At 63.9% G+C, this 17,025-nt stretch carries 12 protein-coding genes; 6 read left to right on the forward strand and 6 right to left on the reverse strand.

Annotation, left to right across the window (positions count from 1 at the left end; all coding sequences use genetic code 11):
- Window positions 1-126 precede the first annotated feature (126 nt).
- The gene (locus LQG66_RS21050; protein ID WP_231317594.1) at window positions 127-1,302 is read right to left on the reverse strand and encodes a hypothetical protein; all 1,176 of its coding nucleotides are present in this window, start codon (window positions 1,300-1,302) and stop codon (window positions 127-129) included.
- Window positions 1,303-1,671: 369 nt separating this feature from the next.
- Here LQG66_RS21050 and LQG66_RS21055 point away from each other — a divergent pair, with 369 nt between their 5' ends.
- A complete protein-coding gene (locus tag LQG66_RS21055) occupies window positions 1,672-1,860 on the forward strand; it encodes a hypothetical protein (RefSeq protein ID WP_231317595.1) in 189 nt (62 codons plus the stop codon).
- Between the two features lie 48 nt (window positions 1,861-1,908).
- On the opposite strand, the gene LQG66_RS21060 is transcribed toward LQG66_RS21055, so the two are convergent.
- From LQG66_RS21060 to LQG66_RS21075, 4 genes are all read right to left on the reverse strand, one after another.
- The gene (locus LQG66_RS21060; RefSeq protein ID WP_231317596.1) at window positions 1,909-2,616 is read right to left on the reverse strand and encodes a hypothetical protein; all 708 of its coding nucleotides are present in this window, start codon (window positions 2,614-2,616) and stop codon (window positions 1,909-1,911) included.
- A 6-nt stretch (window positions 2,617-2,622) separates the two neighbouring features.
- On the reverse strand, window positions 2,623-3,372 hold the full coding sequence (locus tag LQG66_RS21065; RefSeq protein ID WP_231317597.1) for a metallophosphoesterase family protein: 750 nt from the start codon (window positions 3,370-3,372) through the stop codon (window positions 2,623-2,625).
- A 47-nt stretch (window positions 3,373-3,419) separates the two neighbouring features.
- Window positions 3,420-3,704, reverse strand: coding sequence for a hypothetical protein (locus tag LQG66_RS21070; protein ID WP_231317598.1), 285 nt, complete (start codon window positions 3,702-3,704; stop codon window positions 3,420-3,422).
- A 65-nt stretch (window positions 3,705-3,769) separates the two neighbouring features.
- Entirely contained in the window at window positions 3,770-5,227 is a 1,458-nt protein-coding gene (locus tag LQG66_RS21075) for a glycosyltransferase (RefSeq protein ID WP_231317599.1), read from the reverse strand.
- A 238-nt stretch (window positions 5,228-5,465) separates the two neighbouring features.
- Between LQG66_RS21075 and LQG66_RS21080 the strand changes: the two genes are divergently transcribed.
- From LQG66_RS21080 to LQG66_RS21090, 3 genes are read left to right on the forward strand one after another with little or no spacing between them, the layout of a single operon-like run.
- Entirely contained in the window at window positions 5,466-6,413 is a 948-nt protein-coding gene (locus tag LQG66_RS21080) for a hypothetical protein (RefSeq protein ID WP_231317600.1), read from the forward strand.
- A gap of 38 nt (window positions 6,414-6,451) precedes the next feature.
- On the forward strand, window positions 6,452-8,938 hold the full coding sequence (locus tag LQG66_RS21085) for a glycosyltransferase family 2 protein (RefSeq protein WP_231317601.1): 2,487 nt from the start codon (window positions 6,452-6,454) through the stop codon (window positions 8,936-8,938).
- Entirely contained in the window at window positions 8,935-11,310 is a 2,376-nt protein-coding gene (locus tag LQG66_RS21090; protein ID WP_231317602.1) for a glycosyltransferase, read from the forward strand. The genes LQG66_RS21085 and LQG66_RS21090 overlap by 4 nt, the downstream gene beginning before the upstream one ends.
- Window positions 11,311-11,389: 79 nt before the next feature.
- Here the strand turns inward: LQG66_RS21090 and LQG66_RS21095 are convergent, their stop codons facing one another.
- A complete protein-coding gene (locus LQG66_RS21095; RefSeq protein WP_231317603.1) occupies window positions 11,390-12,355 on the reverse strand; it encodes a Hint domain-containing protein in 966 nt (321 codons plus the stop codon).
- Window positions 12,356-12,494: 139 nt separating this feature from the next.
- Between LQG66_RS21095 and LQG66_RS21100 the strand changes: the two genes are divergently transcribed.
- The gene (locus LQG66_RS21100) at window positions 12,495-13,508 is read left to right on the forward strand and encodes a helix-turn-helix domain-containing protein (RefSeq protein ID WP_231317604.1); all 1,014 of its coding nucleotides are present in this window, start codon (window positions 12,495-12,497) and stop codon (window positions 13,506-13,508) included.
- 134 nt (window positions 13,509-13,642) lie between these two features.
- Window positions 13,643-17,020: a tetratricopeptide repeat protein gene (locus LQG66_RS21105; protein WP_231317605.1), complete on the forward strand. Its 3,378-nt coding sequence runs from the start codon at window positions 13,643-13,645 to the stop codon at window positions 17,018-17,020.
- Window positions 17,021-17,025 lie beyond the last annotated feature (5 nt).

The raw sequence follows: 17,025 nt of genomic DNA on the forward strand, positions 1-17,025 counted from the left end.
CAGATCAGCAGGCGTGACTGTGGCGCGCGTCACACCCCCGGGCAAGCTCGACGACTCCCGAGGAACCTCGTACGCGAGCGGGATATCCTGCTGCCAAGGGAGCCGGTCGACGCCACGACCGCCCCTTCAAGGCTTCTGGCACTCCGAATAAAACGTCCCGTTCGCGGCGACCAATCTTTCAAGGCACTGGCGCTTGTCCGTCACCGGGCCAGCGATTGAGAAATCGAACGCCCGCCCTTTCACGATGAGGGCATAGCGGCCAGCGGGAAATTGGAGATCTGGATCGCGTGGCGTGACTTCATACATCTGAGGATCATCCTTCATCGGAGCCGCTCGGCACGGAATCGAGATGTTGCGAACGACCCATGTCTCGTCCTCGTTCGAGACGATCGGCTTGCCGGATGGATCGAAGCTGGTCGCCTGCCTGACCCGCGCGATGACACGAACTTCAACCTTCTCAAATACGTCAGCGGCCGAGTCCCGCTGGAAGACGACGAACCTCGCGCGACCGTCAGGGAGCGTCGTCTCGCTCGGCTTCGTGATCGCAGCCGAGATGGCAACACGTGGATCCGGGACGCGTCCTGGTAATTGCTGCAGGTCGAAAAGGCGGTCCGCAGTCGCCGCGTAGACACCATAGGCTGTAGGCAGTCGAGGGTCTCGCGCCGGTGCAGCCGGCGTTGCTGCGGCTATCGGGACTTCCGGCAACGGTGAAGGCGGCGCCGCGACCGGCGCAGCCGCAGGGGCCGACGTCCGAAAGCCCAACAGGCTTTGGAGAGCCGCAAGGTCGTGTCGCCGAGCCGACGCGATGCCACCAACGACCATGACGATCAACAGCAGCACGACGGCAAGACGCGCAGGCATGAAAGACAGAAGGCGACGGACGACGTCGAAAACTGCGACGGACCTGGTCGCGTTGTCGTCGCTCGCCGGCGGAGCATGAAGCGTTTCAGAGCCGCGTTCCGGACCTTCGATGAGCGACACCGACAAGCGAGGCTCTCCTTGAACGCGATGCACAAGCGGAGTTGGCTGCCGCGGGAGACTTTGTTGACCCGCCGTCGTCATGTGCGACTCGACTCCGGCAATGGCGACCTCGAGCGCCTGCATCAGCCGCGCCTTTTCCGTCGGATCGTCTTCCGACAGCTGCTGCAACTTGTGGCGAGCGAGTTCGTAGACCGCACTACGCAGCTGCTCGGGATCTCCGTTCACTGCATCGATCGTGCGCGCCAACACGAGCGCAAATTCAACCTCTGGATGCGCAGCGACGGCGTTCTTGACCTGAGGAGGCAAACGGTCCGATGTCATGAGCTTGACCGTCGATCCATGGAACTTCACACTCGTCTGTTAAGAAAACGCGACATCCGGACCGGACCGATGGCGCGAAGAACCTGAAAAAACAAGCTTTGGAGCAGCTACGGCCGACATATCATAGAGCCGCACGATTCTCATTCGTTAACATTTTCAGGCACACGCCGCATAATGGCTTTGCAGCCGCCGCCGAATAAACCGGCTACCCAATCCGGCCGAGCCGTGACATATTCCCGTGCATTGGTCGAAGACCTCGCGCATCTCGTGTACGCATCCGTCAACGCGTCACATGTGCGTATGAGATCGTCGGTTATTCATTGTGAGTCACGTCAATTATTATTTGGCTTTAAGACGTAGGATAGCGACATGAAGCGTAGTGAACTACACCATTACGATGAGAACTACGAAGATCACCGCGGATTTCCCGGTGCCGATTTCTACCTTCAGGAGCGGATTGCGCTCCTGCTCGACGAGAACGAGAAGCTGAGGCGCATCGCCGCAGACCTCACCAGCCAGACCCAGCGCATGCGAAGATCGAGTCTCGGATCGAACTGATTGCCGCCACGGAACCTGCTTGATCAGTCCAGAGAATCGAGGGGCGGGTCAGCGAAGCAAAGAGAGCAGGTCGGGCCTGGTGTCCGCGACCACCCCGACCAGCAGAGCGCGGCCGGCCGTTGAGCCTTCTCGATAGGCGTCCCCGATCTCAGACGGGATGATCGCTGGTTGGGCATTTCGACCTTGTAACATTCCACCTTGCAACAACAGCATCGTGATATCGGCGCGAATCAAGTCCGCGAGTTCCCGATCGTCCAGCTTCCTCAGCTGCACCGCTGCTCGCAGCCGCTCCGCGGTGAGCGTCCCCGACGCCGGCGAGGTGAAGTAGACCATCTTCATGCTCGGTGCGATCCGCGGGTCGTCGGGATCCAGCCGTTCCAGGAGAGACACCCGCCACAGCCAGAGCCGCGGCTGTAAGGGCCGCTCGCTCAGCGCGCGAACGATCAGTTGCTGGGCGTGCTCGCTGCGGAAGATCAGGCCGGCGCGATCGTCATTCGTGGCAGCACGAAACGCGGCTTCGGCGGCGTCGACCGACACGGCGGCGGCGGGCGCGGGATCCAGCACCGCCAATGCCTCGTAGAACAGCGAGCCTCGCTTAGGGAGCGCGACGGCATCGCGGGCCGCAAGGCCGAGCCAGATCTTTCCGGCCGCAACACAGAGCACGACCAGCATGATCAGCGCGGGGACGACACGCAGCGTACGCCCGCGTACCGCTCGCCACATGAAGCGCCTGGCATGATCCGCCACTACAGGCATGACGGACTACCTCGGCCGGCCGACGCAGCGGATGTCGATGTCGTGGCCGCGGATCACGAGCACGGCAAGCCTGCCTGTGGCATAGGCACCGACATCGATATTGATGCGATGGTCCCGAATGTCCGGCTCACGGACCGGCGTGTGGCCGTGGACGACGACCTTGCCGAAGTCTTCGCTGCTGCTGAGAAACGGTTCGCGGATCCACATCAGGTCCTCCTCGCTCTGATGCGAGAGCGGCACGCCTGGACGGACACCGGCATGGACGAAGAAGAAATCTCCACAGGTGAAGGATGGTCTGAGGCTGGTGAGAAATTCGCTGTGCGCGCGCGGCAGAGCCTTTGATAGCGACCTGCGAAGCAGTGCCGCCTCGGGATTCGCACGGGGCAGGAGAACATCATAGGACATCAGTGTCGCCGCCCCGCCGAGCCGCAGCCAATCCGGCAGCAGATCGTCGCGCCGGAGCACGTCGCTCAGGATCGACTCGTGATTTCCTCTGACGAATACGCTCTCATGAGCTCGCGCGCGCGTGATCAGGAGATCGAGCGTGCGGCGCGAATCGGGGCCGCGATCGATGTAATCGCCGAGAAAAACATGGATCGCGCGCCCAGAACGCGTCCGCGCGATATCCTGGTCGATGAGGTCGAACGCGTCGGCCAGGAGATCGGCGCAGCCGTGAATATCGCCGATGGCGTAGAGAACGATACCGTCAGGAATCCGCGCGCGCTGGTCGATCCGCGACAACAACCGACTAAACATGCGAGATCACCGCCGCGTCGTTCACGTGGACGCGCCGCGGCCGGCGGTCAGCGGTACCATCCCGTATATGCACCCCAATAGCCCGGGCCACCATAGGGACCATAGGCGCCGTAGAGCGCCATGCAGGAATACCGGTCCGAGCATCCCCAATGCCGGTGACGGATGCGCCGTGGATAGACGTCATATTCCGTGGTGGCCTTCACATGCCGCGCCTCGCGCCGAGGGATCGCGGCGTCCGCGGCACCGGCTGCGGTGATGCCGAGCAGAGAGCAGATGAGAAAGCCGGCCGCGCCGCAGGCGAGCGTCTGGCGAATGGCAGCGCGTGATGGCATCTGTTCCTCCTCATGAGCAGCGGGTCTGCAGGCGTCGAATTGATAGCATGACGAACGACGGAAATCTAACCTCGCGGCCCCCGGCGCGGCGCGCCTGTATCGCTGGATGCACCTTGGACGGATCGCCGCCGGCCAGACTTCACGCGCTTGGCTGCGATCTCCGCCCCACTCGCCCGCTGGCCGTTCTTCACAGGAGCATGCGCGGCCTTCTCAGCCGCCGCACCTATCGTGCTCGCGCCGGCCTTGCCGCGGCGTTCCCAGGACGGCAGCACCCGTCCGGGCCAGAAGCGGCGTGACGGCGGACGCGGCGGTTCGCCGATGAGCAGGCTCCGCATCTTCGGCACGCACACACGCGCCGCATCGAAATTCTCGACCACGTAGCGACGCGCCGCGTCCCGCATCGGCTGCAGTCGATCACGATCCTTGAGAACGGCCGAGACCCGGTCGGCGAGATCGTCGACGGCGTGGAAGGGAACCAGCATTCCGTTCTGGTCGGGCTGCACGACCTCGCGGACCGGCGCAGTGTCCGAGCCTATCACGAGACAACCGGCACTCATCGCCTCCAGCATCGACCACGACAGCACGAACGGATAGGTCAGGTAGATGTGAGCAGAGGACACCTGCAGGGTCGCCAGAAACGTCTCGTAGGAGACACGTCCAAGAAAGTGGACTCGCGAGAGGTCGATCTGCTGCCTGACCTCGTTGAGGAAGGTGGCCTTCCAACTGGTGCCCGGCGGCGGCGCAAGTCCGTAGGAGATCCCATCGCCGCCGATGATGACGACTTGCGCCTTCGGGCGCCGGGCCAGAATCTTCGGCAATGCCCGCATGAAGATATGATAGCCGCGGAGCGGCTCCAGATTCCGGGCGACGAAGGTCACGACCTCATCGTTTCGGCTCAGCTCCCGTCCGTCGGACAGGCGCAAACGCGCGAGCGGGTTGGGCTTCACCAGCGAGGTATCAATGCCCTCATGCACGATCTCGATCTTGTTTTGATACTGGGTCGGGAAGGTCGAATGCTGCCAGGATGTCGGCGAGACGCCGATATCGCAATCCTCCAGCGCCAGCAGAGTCGTCGCATTCTTCAGGTGGAGGCCGATGTGGCCATCCAGGCCGGTCGTCGGAAACTCCGGATCGAAGCCGAGATCACGTCCCTGCGCGCCGTAGAAGAACTCGCAATAAAGAATCAGGCGCGCGGTTGGAAACATCGTCCGGAGAGGCAGGGTTTCGCCCCAGCCCGGATGTGCGAGAATCACATCGGGGACGAAGCCCGAAGAAGAGAGACTCGACAGGCTGTAGAGCACCTGTTCGGCACGCCGGCACTCGAGATCGAACCGCCTTGCAAAAGGATGCGTTGCGGAAACATCGGCCCCCGCAAGGGCATATTTGAGAAGCCGGACCGATGGCATCGGCTGCGCGTTCGAAGCCCCGATCGCGACGAGCTCGTTGCCCGGTTCCTTTGCCAGCGACACGGCGAGATTGCGATACTGCGCTGGGAAATTGTTATGAACGAATAGAACCTTCACTAGGCGGTCTCCACGCTGGATTGCCCGCTCCGAAAGCAAAAACGTCGCTTGCGCCCTGTAATCACCTGCAAAACTTGATGCCTGAGTATTTCGCCGACACCTTCACTATAACGAACATTTCCGGGCGCGAAGTGTGAAGTATGTGATATTATGCAACACGGTAAAGCAGCATGGTGGATTTGTCATGGTGTTCGGGGCGTTGCCTCGGTCGGGATTGCATAGCGGGCGGGAGTAAAGAATGAATCGCGGCACAGAGCTTGACCAGCAGAAGGTCGTCCAGCTCGACCGGGGCCTTTTCTTCGTCAGCTACAAGAGTGCCGAGGACTTGGCGGCGCCGCCCCGCGTGATGGTCTCGCCTGCGCCGGGCCACGAACGGCGGATCGAGCTGGTGTTGCATCCGGACGCTGACGAGGCCGTGCTGTGGCAGCCCAATTCGGCACTGGTGGTGCGGGTCGAGGCTCCGGCCACGCTTTTGGTTCAAGTTCTGCCCATGCGTCACGGCGGCTCTCGTGCTGCCGCCGTCCGCATCGAGCCGATCACCCCTGGCAGTCCCCCGACGCTGTCGCGAACGACCATGGCTTTTGCGCCGACAGCGGCCGCTCCCGCCTCCGCTCTGACGCAGGATGTCGGCCCCGGCTTGCGCCTGCTGGCCCATGTCGCCGGCCTCGGCGATGTCATGGTCGGCCAGAACAGCTGGATCGCCGGCCCGACGGCCCCCTCCCGCGTCGAAGGGATCATGCTCGACTGGCCGGATATCCCCGCCGGTCTCGACATCCGCTACGCAGTTCAGTTCGCCAATCCCCAGGCTGGCAACAGCAAGCTCGTGCCGCTCGGGACCTTTGCCGGAACGCGAGGCCGCGCCCTGCCGATCACCGGCATTGTGCTCGAGATGAGCGGACCGAGTGATCTGCAATTCGTCGCCGAGGCCGTATTCCTGAGCGCTCCCACCTTGCGGGCGACCGGTCGCAGAGTCGTCCTCTCCGGCCCCACAGGGCGAGAGCCGCTCGTCGGGCTTCGGATCAACGTCGAGAGCGTCCAACCGATCGAAGACGCCGTACCGGTTCAGCCAGAAGCTTCGAAGGCGAGTCGGAAGGAAGCCTCGTCGGGCCGCGTTCGCGTCTTCCGCAGCCGGCCGCGTCAGGACGTCCCCGCTGCGACGGGATCGGCCCGCTCGACACATCCATGATGGTTCGGGCTTCGGTCTGACGGCCAAAGGTTTTCGTCATGAACGGAGCCATATCAGAGCTGGCGAGGCCGGCTCGCCACCATCTGCGGCTGGAGCGCCTGGCGGCGCAGGCTCTCGCGGCCGAGGATTTCGTTTCTGCCTTCAAGTATGTCGACCGGCGCTGCCGTCTCGATCCGCCGGCCCGGGCGCATTGTTTCGTGCTGCGCGCCGAGGCCGCGTGGCGCCTCGGTCACCGCGAGGCTGCTCTGGCGGACCTGGCCAGAGCCCTCGAGATCGCCCCTCACGACGTCGGCGCCAATCGGCGGCTGCTCGCCTGGTCCGACGAGGAAGGTCGACGCCAAGCAGCCACCGAGCTGCTGGCGACCGACACAGTCGGCGCCAGCTTGCGGACGGCAATGGCCGTGCTGCGGGACGCCGGCGAGACCTGCTGGGCCGCGTTGTCGATCTACGATTCCGAAATCGTCGGCTGGGTGGCCTGGAGCGGGGATGCCGATGTCGAGGCTTGCCTCGACACGGACGGCGGATCGCTCACGAGTCTTGTGGAGCCGGATCCATTCCATCCGCTCGCCAGCAGCAGAATCCGGGCATCGGCGTTGAAACTACGTCGTCCCTCGTCTGAGACGGCACAAACGCTGACGCTGCGATTGGGTGGGCGCACCTTTCGGACCTATCGGCTGTCGCCGGTTGCGAGCCGACCGGTGCTGCCCCGCCCCGCGCCGTCCCCCGTCGAACGGAAGGACGGAAAGACCAAGACGGTCATCGTGCCGGTCTATGGCGATGCCGATGCGACCATGGCCTGCCTCGACAGTCTCTGCCGTGCACGCGCGCTCGGAACGAAGCGTGGCGCCGGATCGCCGTTCCAGATCCTGGTGGTCGACGATGGGAGCCCGGAGCCGGCACTGAAGGCCCAGCTTCAGGCGCTGGCGGCCCTTCAGGACATCGCGCTTCTGGTCAATCCCACCAACCAGGGCTTCATCGGCGCCGTCAACCGCGCCTTGACGAAGGTTGGAGACGGCGATGTCATCCTGCTGAATGCGGATACCATCGTGCCGCCGGGCTTTGTCGAAAGGCTTGCAGCCGCGGCCTATTCGGCGCCTGACATCGGAACCGTGACGCCGCTCTCCAACAACGGCGAGTTCTTTTCGTTTCCGACGTCGGACATCTCGAACCCGATGCTCGGCGATGGCGAGATCGTCGCCAGGGACAAGGCCGCCGCACAGGCGAATGCAGGCACGACGGTCGACATGCCGAGCGGCATCGGTTTCTGCCTTTACATCAAGCGAGCCGTGCTCGATCGGATCGGAGCGCTCTCGGAGAGCTTTCGGCGCGGCTATCTCGAGGACGTCGATTTCTGCCTTCGCGCCCGCGCCGCAGGTTTCCGCAACGTCTGCGCGCCGTCCGTCTATGTCGGGCATCATGGTTCGCTCTCCTTCCAGAAGAGCAAGCGGGCCCTCGTGCTCTACAACTTCGACATTCTCGATCGGCGATTCCCCAACTACCGTAGTGAATGCCGGGCGATCGAAGCCGCAGATCCGTTACGCTCGTCCCGTGCTGCGCTGGAATCCGCGCTTCCCGCCACGGAGGGCAACCGGGTGCTGATCGTCGCGGGACGTGGCGCTATGCTGCCGGTCGCCGAGACCCGGGCGCGTCACCTGGCGGACGATGGCGAGCGAGCGGTTCTGCTCATTCCGCAGCAGACCAAGCTTACCTTTCGGCTCAAAGCCGCCGACGGCGACGTCCCGCAATCTCTGCTGCTGCGCTTCGACACGCCGAGTGCGATCGCGGAGGCGGAAGGCGAGATCGCCAGATTGCGGCCATCGCGGATCGAAGTAGCTGACCCGGCGCTTCCGCCTGCCCTGGCGGACGTCGCCCACCGTCTTGGGCTCGCTCTCGACCGCTGGATCACGACGGCCGACATACCGGTGATGGAGGGACGCGCCGACGAGCGCGTCCTGGCCCCGACCGAGGCCGCGCTTCGTTATGCCGAGAACCGCACCGCGCAAGGCCCGTCGACATCCGTACGACAGGGGCGCCAGGGTCGTCCCGCTCAGCTGAACGCATGGCCGGTGCAGCCGCTGGCCCTCGCGGAAGCCGTGCCTGAACGACCGCGCGCTCTGGTCGTCATCCCCATGGCACCATCAAGTCAGGCCTGGCAGGCCATCCGCGCCGTGGCGCATCAGTTACGGAGCTCGAAATCCCCCGTCTCGATCGTCGTCGTGGGCGAAACGCTCGATGACCGCCGGCTGATGTCTTTCCCGAACATCTTTGTCACAGGCCCTGTGGCGATTGAAGAGTTGCCGGACGTCCTCGCTCCGCATAATCCTGGCTGGATCCTGACGGATTTCGAAGTGCCGGTGTTCGGCCATCCCCTTCTGGAGGCAGCCAGGCTGGCGCCGCGCCCGGTGGCCTATCGCAACTGGGCAGGCGAAACGCTCGAACCGCGTCCAGGAGACCTTGGCCTTCCAGGCACTGCGGACGACGAAGCTCTAGCTGCAGCGGTAACCCGCTGGATCGCGACATCATGACCACCTTGCGCAGGCACAACACCCCCGCGCGGCTGCCGGCCGCCCCAGAGATCGAGGGTCTGACAGAAACCAGCCGGATCGCCCTACTGGAGGACGGAACGCTCGCGGGCTTCGTCCTCGATCCCACAGATCTGGATCGGCGCCTCACGGTCGAAATCCTCCTGGACGGGATCGTGGTGGCCGCCGCCCATGCCGACAATTTCGTTCCCGAGCTTGCGGCGCTTGGACTCAATGATGGCGCGTTCGGCTTTGCCGTCAGCATCCTCAAGGCGAAGCTCGCGGCGGTCAGCCGCGTTGAAGCGAGAATCGCGAATCTGGGGACTGCGGTCGGCCGCCCGATCGACCTGTCCGCCGTCGAGGATGGGGTCGAGGATCCGCGCCCGAACGCTGTTCTGCGCTGGCACGGCGGCTTGCGCGTTTCGGGCTGGATCGACAGCCAGACCGAGGGCCTGCTGGAAGTCCTGGTCGACGGCGAGGCGGTCGCTCAGGTCCGTGCGGCCATCTGGTCGCGGATCGACGATGCGGCCGCGCCCGGCGGGGGACGCAACGTCCGCGCCTTCGACCTCCATCTGCCCGAGCGCTTCGCCGACGGCCGTGTTCATCAGCTGACCATGCGCAAGGAAGCGCGCGAGCCGCTTCCCGCAAGCACGATGTTCGTTGCTTTTCCCGACGGGCTTGCCGGGATGATGGATCGCATCAGCGACCTCTCCTCGGAGCGGCTGCGCGGCGAGTTGTACGATCAGATCATTCCGTCCTCGCTGCCGATCGCGAACTACGTGTCCTGGCGCGACCGCTTTCCACTGCCGAAACCCGATGCGAGCCAGCTCCAGCTGTCCGTCATCATTGTCGGCCAGGCCGGAGCTGAACGGACGATCGACTCGCTCGAGGCGCAGAGCTACGCGAACTGGACCGCCGGCATCCTGGACGCCCCGGCCCCGGCATTGGACGCCGACGCCTTCGAGGAATTTCTCGACGAAGTCGCGGCTGATTCGGACGCGATCGTTGCGCTCGCGGCGGGCGCCCTGTTGGCACCGGACGCCCTCGCCCGCATCGCTGCAGCCTTCGACCAGCATCCGCAATCCGTCGCGCTGTATGGCGACGTTGATCTGGTTGCGGCCGATGGTGAACTGTGGCCGATGGCCTTTCCAGCCTTCGACTACGAACGCATGCTGGAGCAGGGATACTGCGCGCACCTCTTTGCGCTACGCGCGAATGCCGCCCGGGTCGCCCTGGTGGTCCGGCCGGAAAACCTCTATCGGCTTTTCAATGCGTCGTTCGATGTGCCCGGGCCGTCATCAGCTCCTGTGCTGCATCTGCCGGGCTCGCTCGGAACCGTCGAACGCTTCGATGTCGCTGCGGCCGGCCAGTGTCTGGCCTCGGCCACCCGGCTGCACCTGGAAACACGCGGCCTGCCCGCGAAAGTCACGGTCAGTGACGGCGGATTGTTTCCGGCGGTGCGTGTCCGGCGAGAGATCGAGCACCACCGCACGACCATCGTGATCCCGACGCGCGACCATTTGCCGCTGCTGCGGACCTGCCTCGACAGCATTGCCCCAGCAGTGGCGCGCTCGAAGGCAGAGATCCTGGTGATCGACAACGACAGCTCCGATCCGGAAACGCTGTCGTTCCTGGCCGCTTTGCCAGGCCGGGGAATCAAGACATTGAAGGTCCCTGGGCCTTTCAACTTCGCACGGCTCAACAATCGCGCGGCCGCAGCCGTCGACAGCGAAATCCTGTGCCTTCTCAACAACGATATCGAGGCCCGCGACGACGGCTGGCTCGAGGAGATGTTGACGCGCCTGGCCGAACCCGACGTCGGCGCGGTCGGCGCGATCCTGACGTGGCCCGGCGGGGTGATCCAGCACGGCGGCATCGTGCTGGGCACCAATTTCAGTGCCGCTCACGCCTTCACGGATCGCATGGCCGACGATGCCGGCTACCTTGATCTTCTGCGTGTGAGCCATGAGTGCAGTGCGGTGACAGCCGCCTGTCTCCTCACCCGGCGCAGCGACTATCTCGCCATGGGCGGGATGGACGAGATCCGGTTCCCCGTCGCGTACAATGACGTGGACTATTGTCTGCGTCTCCGTGAGGCCGGCAAGCGGATCGTGCTCACGCCACACGCCCGCCTGATCCATGCGGAATCCGCCAGCCGGGGCAAGGACCGCCGCGCCGACCGGCGCGATCGCTACGAGCGCGAGCTGGACATGCTGCGTGCGCGCTGGGGGGAACATCTGATCGCGGATCCCCTCTACAGTCCGCAGATGTCCCGCAACGGCGTGCCCTATGGCGCGCTCGCCTGGCCGCCCGGCGACCGCGAACCGCGCCTGAACGAGCCGCCGATCGCGCGCGATCTTCCGAACGGCATTTGAGGGCGTTCCGCCCTCAAAGTAAAACAGGCGGCGCTGGCGGCGCCGCCTGTTCCATCAGTAGAGCGGAATTCGTCGGCGCCTACGCGGCTGCGCTATCGTCAGTCGATCCCGACAGCGCCTGAGCACGAGCGGCCAGCATCACCCGGGTTGCGACCGGGACCTGACGGTGCGACTTGGCGCGCGGATAAGGCAGCTCGTTGATCGGCTTGCCGTTGGGATAGAGCGCTTCATGCTCGGCCCAATTGTCGAAATGCAGCCGGTCGATGTTGTCGACGAAGGTCTCCGCCGGGGTGTTCTCCGCCAGGATCAACGAGTGATCCTCGACCTCGACGTGGTAGTAGGTGAAGGTCGCCGGCACGTCGGTTTCGCGCACGATCGACGTCCCGTTGACGAGCGCGCCGGCGTGAATGAGCGCGCCCTCGACCAGGATGGCGTGATCGGGCGAGACGAGCAGATCGCGAGCCGGCACGTTGTCGCCGAGCGCACCCGTCTTGATGCGGATCGGCAGCACGCGCAGCTTGTCGGCAAACCGCAGCGAGATGGTCTGCACGCCCAGCCAGTCGACCGTCGCGACGCGGCCATCGTGGGTGAGAACCTGATTGCCGTGCTTCAGCGTCTCGACGGCAACTTCGCCATCCGGCGTCCGGATCAGGGTGCCGGCCATGAAGCAGAGTGAGATCGTCGTCGAGGTATCGACGCTCTTCAGTGTACCGTGATTACCGTTGAGATTGCCCGTGTAAGCGCTGTCCGTCAGGAAGAAGAGATTGCCGGACTTGTCTTCGACGATGATGCCGTCCGCGCCCTGAAGCGTCGCCGTACCAACGAAGTCGTACTTCGCGCTCGTACCAAGTGAACCGCTGGCAATGTTAGGGATACGAACGCTTTCACCGGACGAGAGGGAACCACCGTCGGGATCGCGAACCTTGATGCCGTCAGCGACGGGATTCACGCCAGGCGAGCCGGGATTGGCGTCAACCAACTTGTAGCTGCCGCCGCTATAAATCACGGAGTATGCGTAATTATAAGTCTCGGTCGTCGATGCCATGAAACGCTCCCTACTGAAATCGATTGCCGCGATTTGTTATCAATGTGATAAAAGGCCAGCAATTAACATACGCACCCCATAAACGATTTAGTAACAATTTGAGACGAACTGCAAAAACAGCGGCCACCGATTACCTTGTATGGATCTGACCTATTGCCTTGAAAGCTCCGAACTACCCATCTCCGGCACGCTTGGCGGACGTCGCTGGCGTGACGTTCTGTTTCCAATATTTGACGTCGCCGAGGATGACGCCGCCGTACCGAGCGACGAGTTCAGCGTGTGGGCCACGCAACGCGGCGCGCTCAGCATGGGTCAGGGCGGGCCGCCGGAGTTGCTCCGCATCCCCCGGGTGATCAGCGGCCGCTCCTTTGATCAGATCGCGCTCTGTCTGATCCGCTCGGGCACGCTGAGTCTCGAAACACAGGGCCATCGGCGACTGTGTACGGCCGGCAGTATCCTGGTGTTCAGTCTTCGCTATCCCTTTCGTCTTGCATGGCAAAACAGCGAAGCGGCGAGATCCCACGTCACGTTATGGCTCTCGCAGGGGAGGTTAAATGGCATCCCCGATGATCGGGTGCACGGGCGCGTCCTCGCCTCCAGCGCAGCCGTCGCGGTGTTTGGCGCCGCATTGCAAACAGTCGCTGAGGAAGTCCGGCGAACGGGCCAGCAAGTGCTCGACGACGTCATCGAGGGAGTCGCCGCGCTTTCTCTCAATCTCCTGACCGCGGACGGCAAACCGATGGACGCTGCGACATCCGAACTGGCGTCCTTTGTGACCATTCGAAACTACATTGACGCTCATCTGAACGCGCATGATCTGAGCGCCGCAACGCTTGCACGAACATTCGGCCTGTCGCGCGCCTCATTGTACCGGCTGTTCGAGCCGGTCGGGGGCGTCGCAAGCTACGTCCGCTCGCGCCGACTCGAGCGTGTTCGCGAGACAATCAAGGAGCCGGGCCTCTTGAACAGGAGAATCGCACCGGTGGCCTACGGCAACGGCTTCAAGAGCATCGCCTCCTTCAACCGCGCCTACCGCCAGGCCTTCGGCGAGAGCCCGCGCCAATCGCGTCGAGGCGCGCGGCAGGGCCCGGCGGAAGCCCGGAGCGCGGATCCGATGGGTCTGCTGGCGCGGGGGTTGATGGAGTTACGATAAGCTGTTCTTGCTGACGATCGACCGGTTAACTCTGAACGAAGATCGTTTTTCTCGACCGCCGCTTCGGCAATATCGTTCGGCGAGGACATGCTTGCGTTAGAACCACTAATAATGGCCGATTCAGCGGATAGGTGATGTCTCAAACCGAGCAGGTCAGAGAACTGATCGAAAGAGGGCGCAAATCGCGAACGAGCGGAGATCGAACGGCTTCGCTTGACGCGTTCACGGCGGCTTGTGCGCTCGACCCCACGAATGCGACAGCAGTCATTGAGAGCGGCTATGACTATCTGCACATGACGCAGATACCACAAGCGCGCGCGGCGTTCGAACGAGGTCTCGATCTCGACTCAGACAACAAGGCTGCGCTGATCGGACTCGGCCACACCTTCCGACACCTCAAGCAGTTGGCCGACGCGGAGCGCGCTTTCCGTCGCGTACTCGCGCTGGAGCCCAAGCATGGCGGCGCCAGCATGGGGCTTGGCTACACGCTGAAGTCCATGAACCGCTCGGAGGAGGCACTGCAGGCGTTTCAGAGCGCAGCAACCGCGACGTCGAACAATTCCGCACTGGTCGAGGCGGCCAATCTGCTACGTGAACTCGGCCGGATCGAAGAGGCCGTCGCGGCATTGCGCGCCCTTGTGGCGCACGAACCATCTAAGGCGTCCCACCTGCGCACTCTGAGTCAACTCTTGACGCAGATCGGCAATCCCTCAGAGGCGGCTTCAGTTCTTCGTCAGGCGATTGCGCTCGATCCTTCGGATCTTGGCCATCGGATCGAGCTTGGGCACCGTCTCCGGGAAATTGACGCGCTGGACGATGCCCAGCAGGTCCTTGGGGAAGTCTTGCAGGAGGCGCCAGAGAACATCAGCGCCTTGAATGCGCTGGGCTGGGTTCATCGCAAGGCCAAACGCCTCGATCAAGCGATGGCCTGTTTCCAGAAGATTGTTGAGCTTCAGCCTACCAACATTGGAACACTGCGCGCACTCGGGATGATCGCCCGTGAACGCGGTGACCACGAAGCTTCTTTGAGATTCTTTGAACGAGCCGCGGAGCATTCCCCGGACGCGCCGGATCTGCAGATCGAAATCGGCAACTGCTTGCACAAGCTCGCGCGGTTTGATGAAGCGATCGAAAGATTCACGCGCTTCGCGAGCAGTTGCGCCGATACGCGCTCGGCGCATCTCGGAATCGGCTATGCGCTCCGAAGCCTGGGCCGTCTTGAGCAGTCACTGGAAGCTTTTGAGAACGCTGACAGATGTGCCCCATCCTATCCTCATGCCAATATCGAGGCGGGGCATATCTTGCTTCGTCTTTCACGGCCGGACGAGGCCGAGCGAAAGTTTCGAGCCGCGCTCAATGTGTCTCCTGGCAACTTGGCCGCACTTGTCGGCCTGAGCTACGCGCTGCGCCGGATTGGCCGAATGGACGAGGCGGAAGCTGCATTGCGTGAGGCTCTCGCTGCGCAGCCCGACAACAACGGGGCAAGAATTGCACTTGGCTATCTCCTCGAGGCGCAATATCGGCTCGATGAAGCTGCCACCTTGTTCTCTGCCGTCATTGCGTCTCAACCAAGTCACGCCGATAGCCTGGCGGCGCTAGGCAACATCATGCGCCGGCGCGGCGACCGGAACACGGCGCTCGAGATGTTCCGACGAGCTGCAGGAGCTGACCCGACCAATAAAGCGAGACTAATCGACATCGCGGTCGAGTTGCGCGATCAGGGCGACGTTGAGCAAAGTTCGGCCATTCTCGACGACGTTCTCGCGAGCTTGCCGGTGGAAGCACGCGCGTTGATGCAACGCGGGCTGCTAATGCGCCGACAGGATCGCCGCGCCGACGCGCTCCAGGCGTTTACCGACCTCATCGAGCATCATCCGGACAACGTACAGGCGATGATCGAAGCCGCAACCGAGGAGCGCGCGCTCGGCCGGCCGGAGTCCGCGAGCGAATGGCTCAAGCGCGCTCTTCAAACAGAAATCGGTCACGCTGGCGCGCTATGTGCGCTCGCCGAACTGGCCGTGCAGCGCGACGAACCGGAGGAAGCGCTGGCGCTATACATGCGCGCGGCCGCCGCGCATCCCACCAATGTCTGGGCGCGCCTTGGTGCCGCGCGGACGGCTTTCGAACTCGGTCGGCGCGAGGAAGCATTTCAGATCATCGAGGTGGCACGCGAGCAGATCGGAGCACATCCCGAGATGGTCGGCATGGAGGTCGAGCTGTTGCGTCACCTGCGCGACTGGACCCGTGCGCGGGACCAGCTCGACAAAGCCTTGGCCCACGCCGCCCGCCCGAACTTTTGGCTATGGTCGCACCGCGTGCAGATCATGACCCTGACCGGGGCCTATGACCAGGCGAAAAAGACGCTCGACGATGCGCCGGCAACGAGCGTGATGGACCGGGCGCGCGTTGCTTTGTTCAAAGGGCAAAATGCGGAAGCGCAATTCCGCTATGACGAGGCGATCGCGGCGTATCGCACGTCCATCGGTCTCAACCCGAGCGACGCGTGGGCACATTTCGAGCTCGCCAGGGCGGCGCTGATGAACCTGGACCTCGAGAGCTCACGCAAGGCCCTGTCGGATTTTGTCCGCATCAACCGGTCGTCGCTGCTGCTCAAGAAGCAGTCGCTGGGCCTGTCGCAAAATCATGTCGGCCAACTGCTGGACGAGTTTGCTCTCGATGCCGACGCGCTGGCGCAGTTGCGGCTCGTTCGCCTGCTGCCGCTCGACGAGCAATTCGAGCCGTTGCGTCAGCTCGTCAAATCCCATCCCGACTATACCCCGGCCGCGATCATCGCCGCGATCGCGCTGCGCCAGGACGGGCAGCTGGATCCGCCTCCCCCGGCGGGCGAGGATGGCGCCGTCAGCCCGATACCCCGCCATATCGTGCAGTTCTGGGACGCCGATCCGCCGGACGACGTCGGCGAGATCATGTCGTCCTGGCTCAAGCACAATCCGAAGCACCGCTGGACCTGCTTCGACGACCGACGGGCGCAGGACTTCCTGGACGCGGCGTTCGGCGACGACGTCGCGTCCGCCTACCGCCGCACGCGGATGCCGGCGCAGAAGGCCGACCTGTTCCGCCTCGCCTACCTTGCCGCGCGGGGCGGCATCTATGCCGATGCCGACGATCGCTGCCTGGCGCCGGTCGACGACTTCATCCGGTCCGACGCGACGCTCGTGGTCCATCAGGAGAACTACGGCTCGATCGGCAACAATTTCATCGCCGCGACGCCCGAGCATCCGGTCATCATGCGCGCGCTCGACATGGCGGTCGCCGCGATGAACCGCGGCGATTCCGATCTCGTCTGGCTCTCGACCGGCCCCGGCCTGTTCACCCGCGCCTTCGCGCAGGAATGGGCGACACCGCGCCCGGGCGGCCTGCTGCGACGGACCCAGGTGCTCGACCTCGGCGCGCTGCAGCGGGTGGTCGGCATCCATTGCCCCGTCCGCTACAAATCGACCGACCGGCACTGGAGCCGCCAGGCGTTCGGCCGCAAGCGCCGCAGCGCCTGAGCCGA

The organism is Bradyrhizobium ontarionense, from assembly GCF_021088345.1.
Taxonomy (GTDB): domain Bacteria; phylum Pseudomonadota; class Alphaproteobacteria; order Rhizobiales; family Xanthobacteraceae; genus Bradyrhizobium; species Bradyrhizobium ontarionense.

Coding starts and splice junctions, on each gene's coding strand:
- LQG66_RS21050 (WP_231317594.1), bottom strand. CDS start 1,302: ATGACATCGGACCGTTTGCCTCCTCAGGTCAAGAACGCCGTCGCTGCG.
- LQG66_RS21055 (WP_231317595.1), top strand. CDS start 1,672: ATGAAGCGTAGTGAACTACACCATTACGATGAGAACTACGAAGATCAC.
- LQG66_RS21060 (WP_231317596.1), bottom strand. CDS start 2,616: ATGCCTGTAGTGGCGGATCATGCCAGGCGCTTCATGTGGCGAGCGGTA.
- LQG66_RS21065 (WP_231317597.1), bottom strand. CDS start 3,372: ATGTTTAGTCGGTTGTTGTCGCGGATCGACCAGCGCGCGCGGATTCCT.
- LQG66_RS21070 (WP_231317598.1), bottom strand. CDS start 3,704: ATGCCATCACGCGCTGCCATTCGCCAGACGCTCGCCTGCGGCGCGGCC.
- LQG66_RS21080 (WP_231317600.1), top strand. CDS start 5,466: ATGAATCGCGGCACAGAGCTTGACCAGCAGAAGGTCGTCCAGCTCGAC.
- LQG66_RS21085 (WP_231317601.1), top strand. CDS start 6,452: ATGAACGGAGCCATATCAGAGCTGGCGAGGCCGGCTCGCCACCATCTG.
- LQG66_RS21090 (WP_231317602.1), top strand. CDS start 8,935: ATGACCACCTTGCGCAGGCACAACACCCCCGCGCGGCTGCCGGCCGCC.
- LQG66_RS21095 (WP_231317603.1), bottom strand. CDS start 12,355: ATGGCATCGACGACCGAGACTTATAATTACGCATACTCCGTGATTTAT.
- LQG66_RS21100 (WP_231317604.1), top strand. CDS start 12,495: ATGGATCTGACCTATTGCCTTGAAAGCTCCGAACTACCCATCTCCGGC.
- LQG66_RS21105 (WP_231317605.1), top strand. CDS start 13,643: ATGTCTCAAACCGAGCAGGTCAGAGAACTGATCGAAAGAGGGCGCAAA.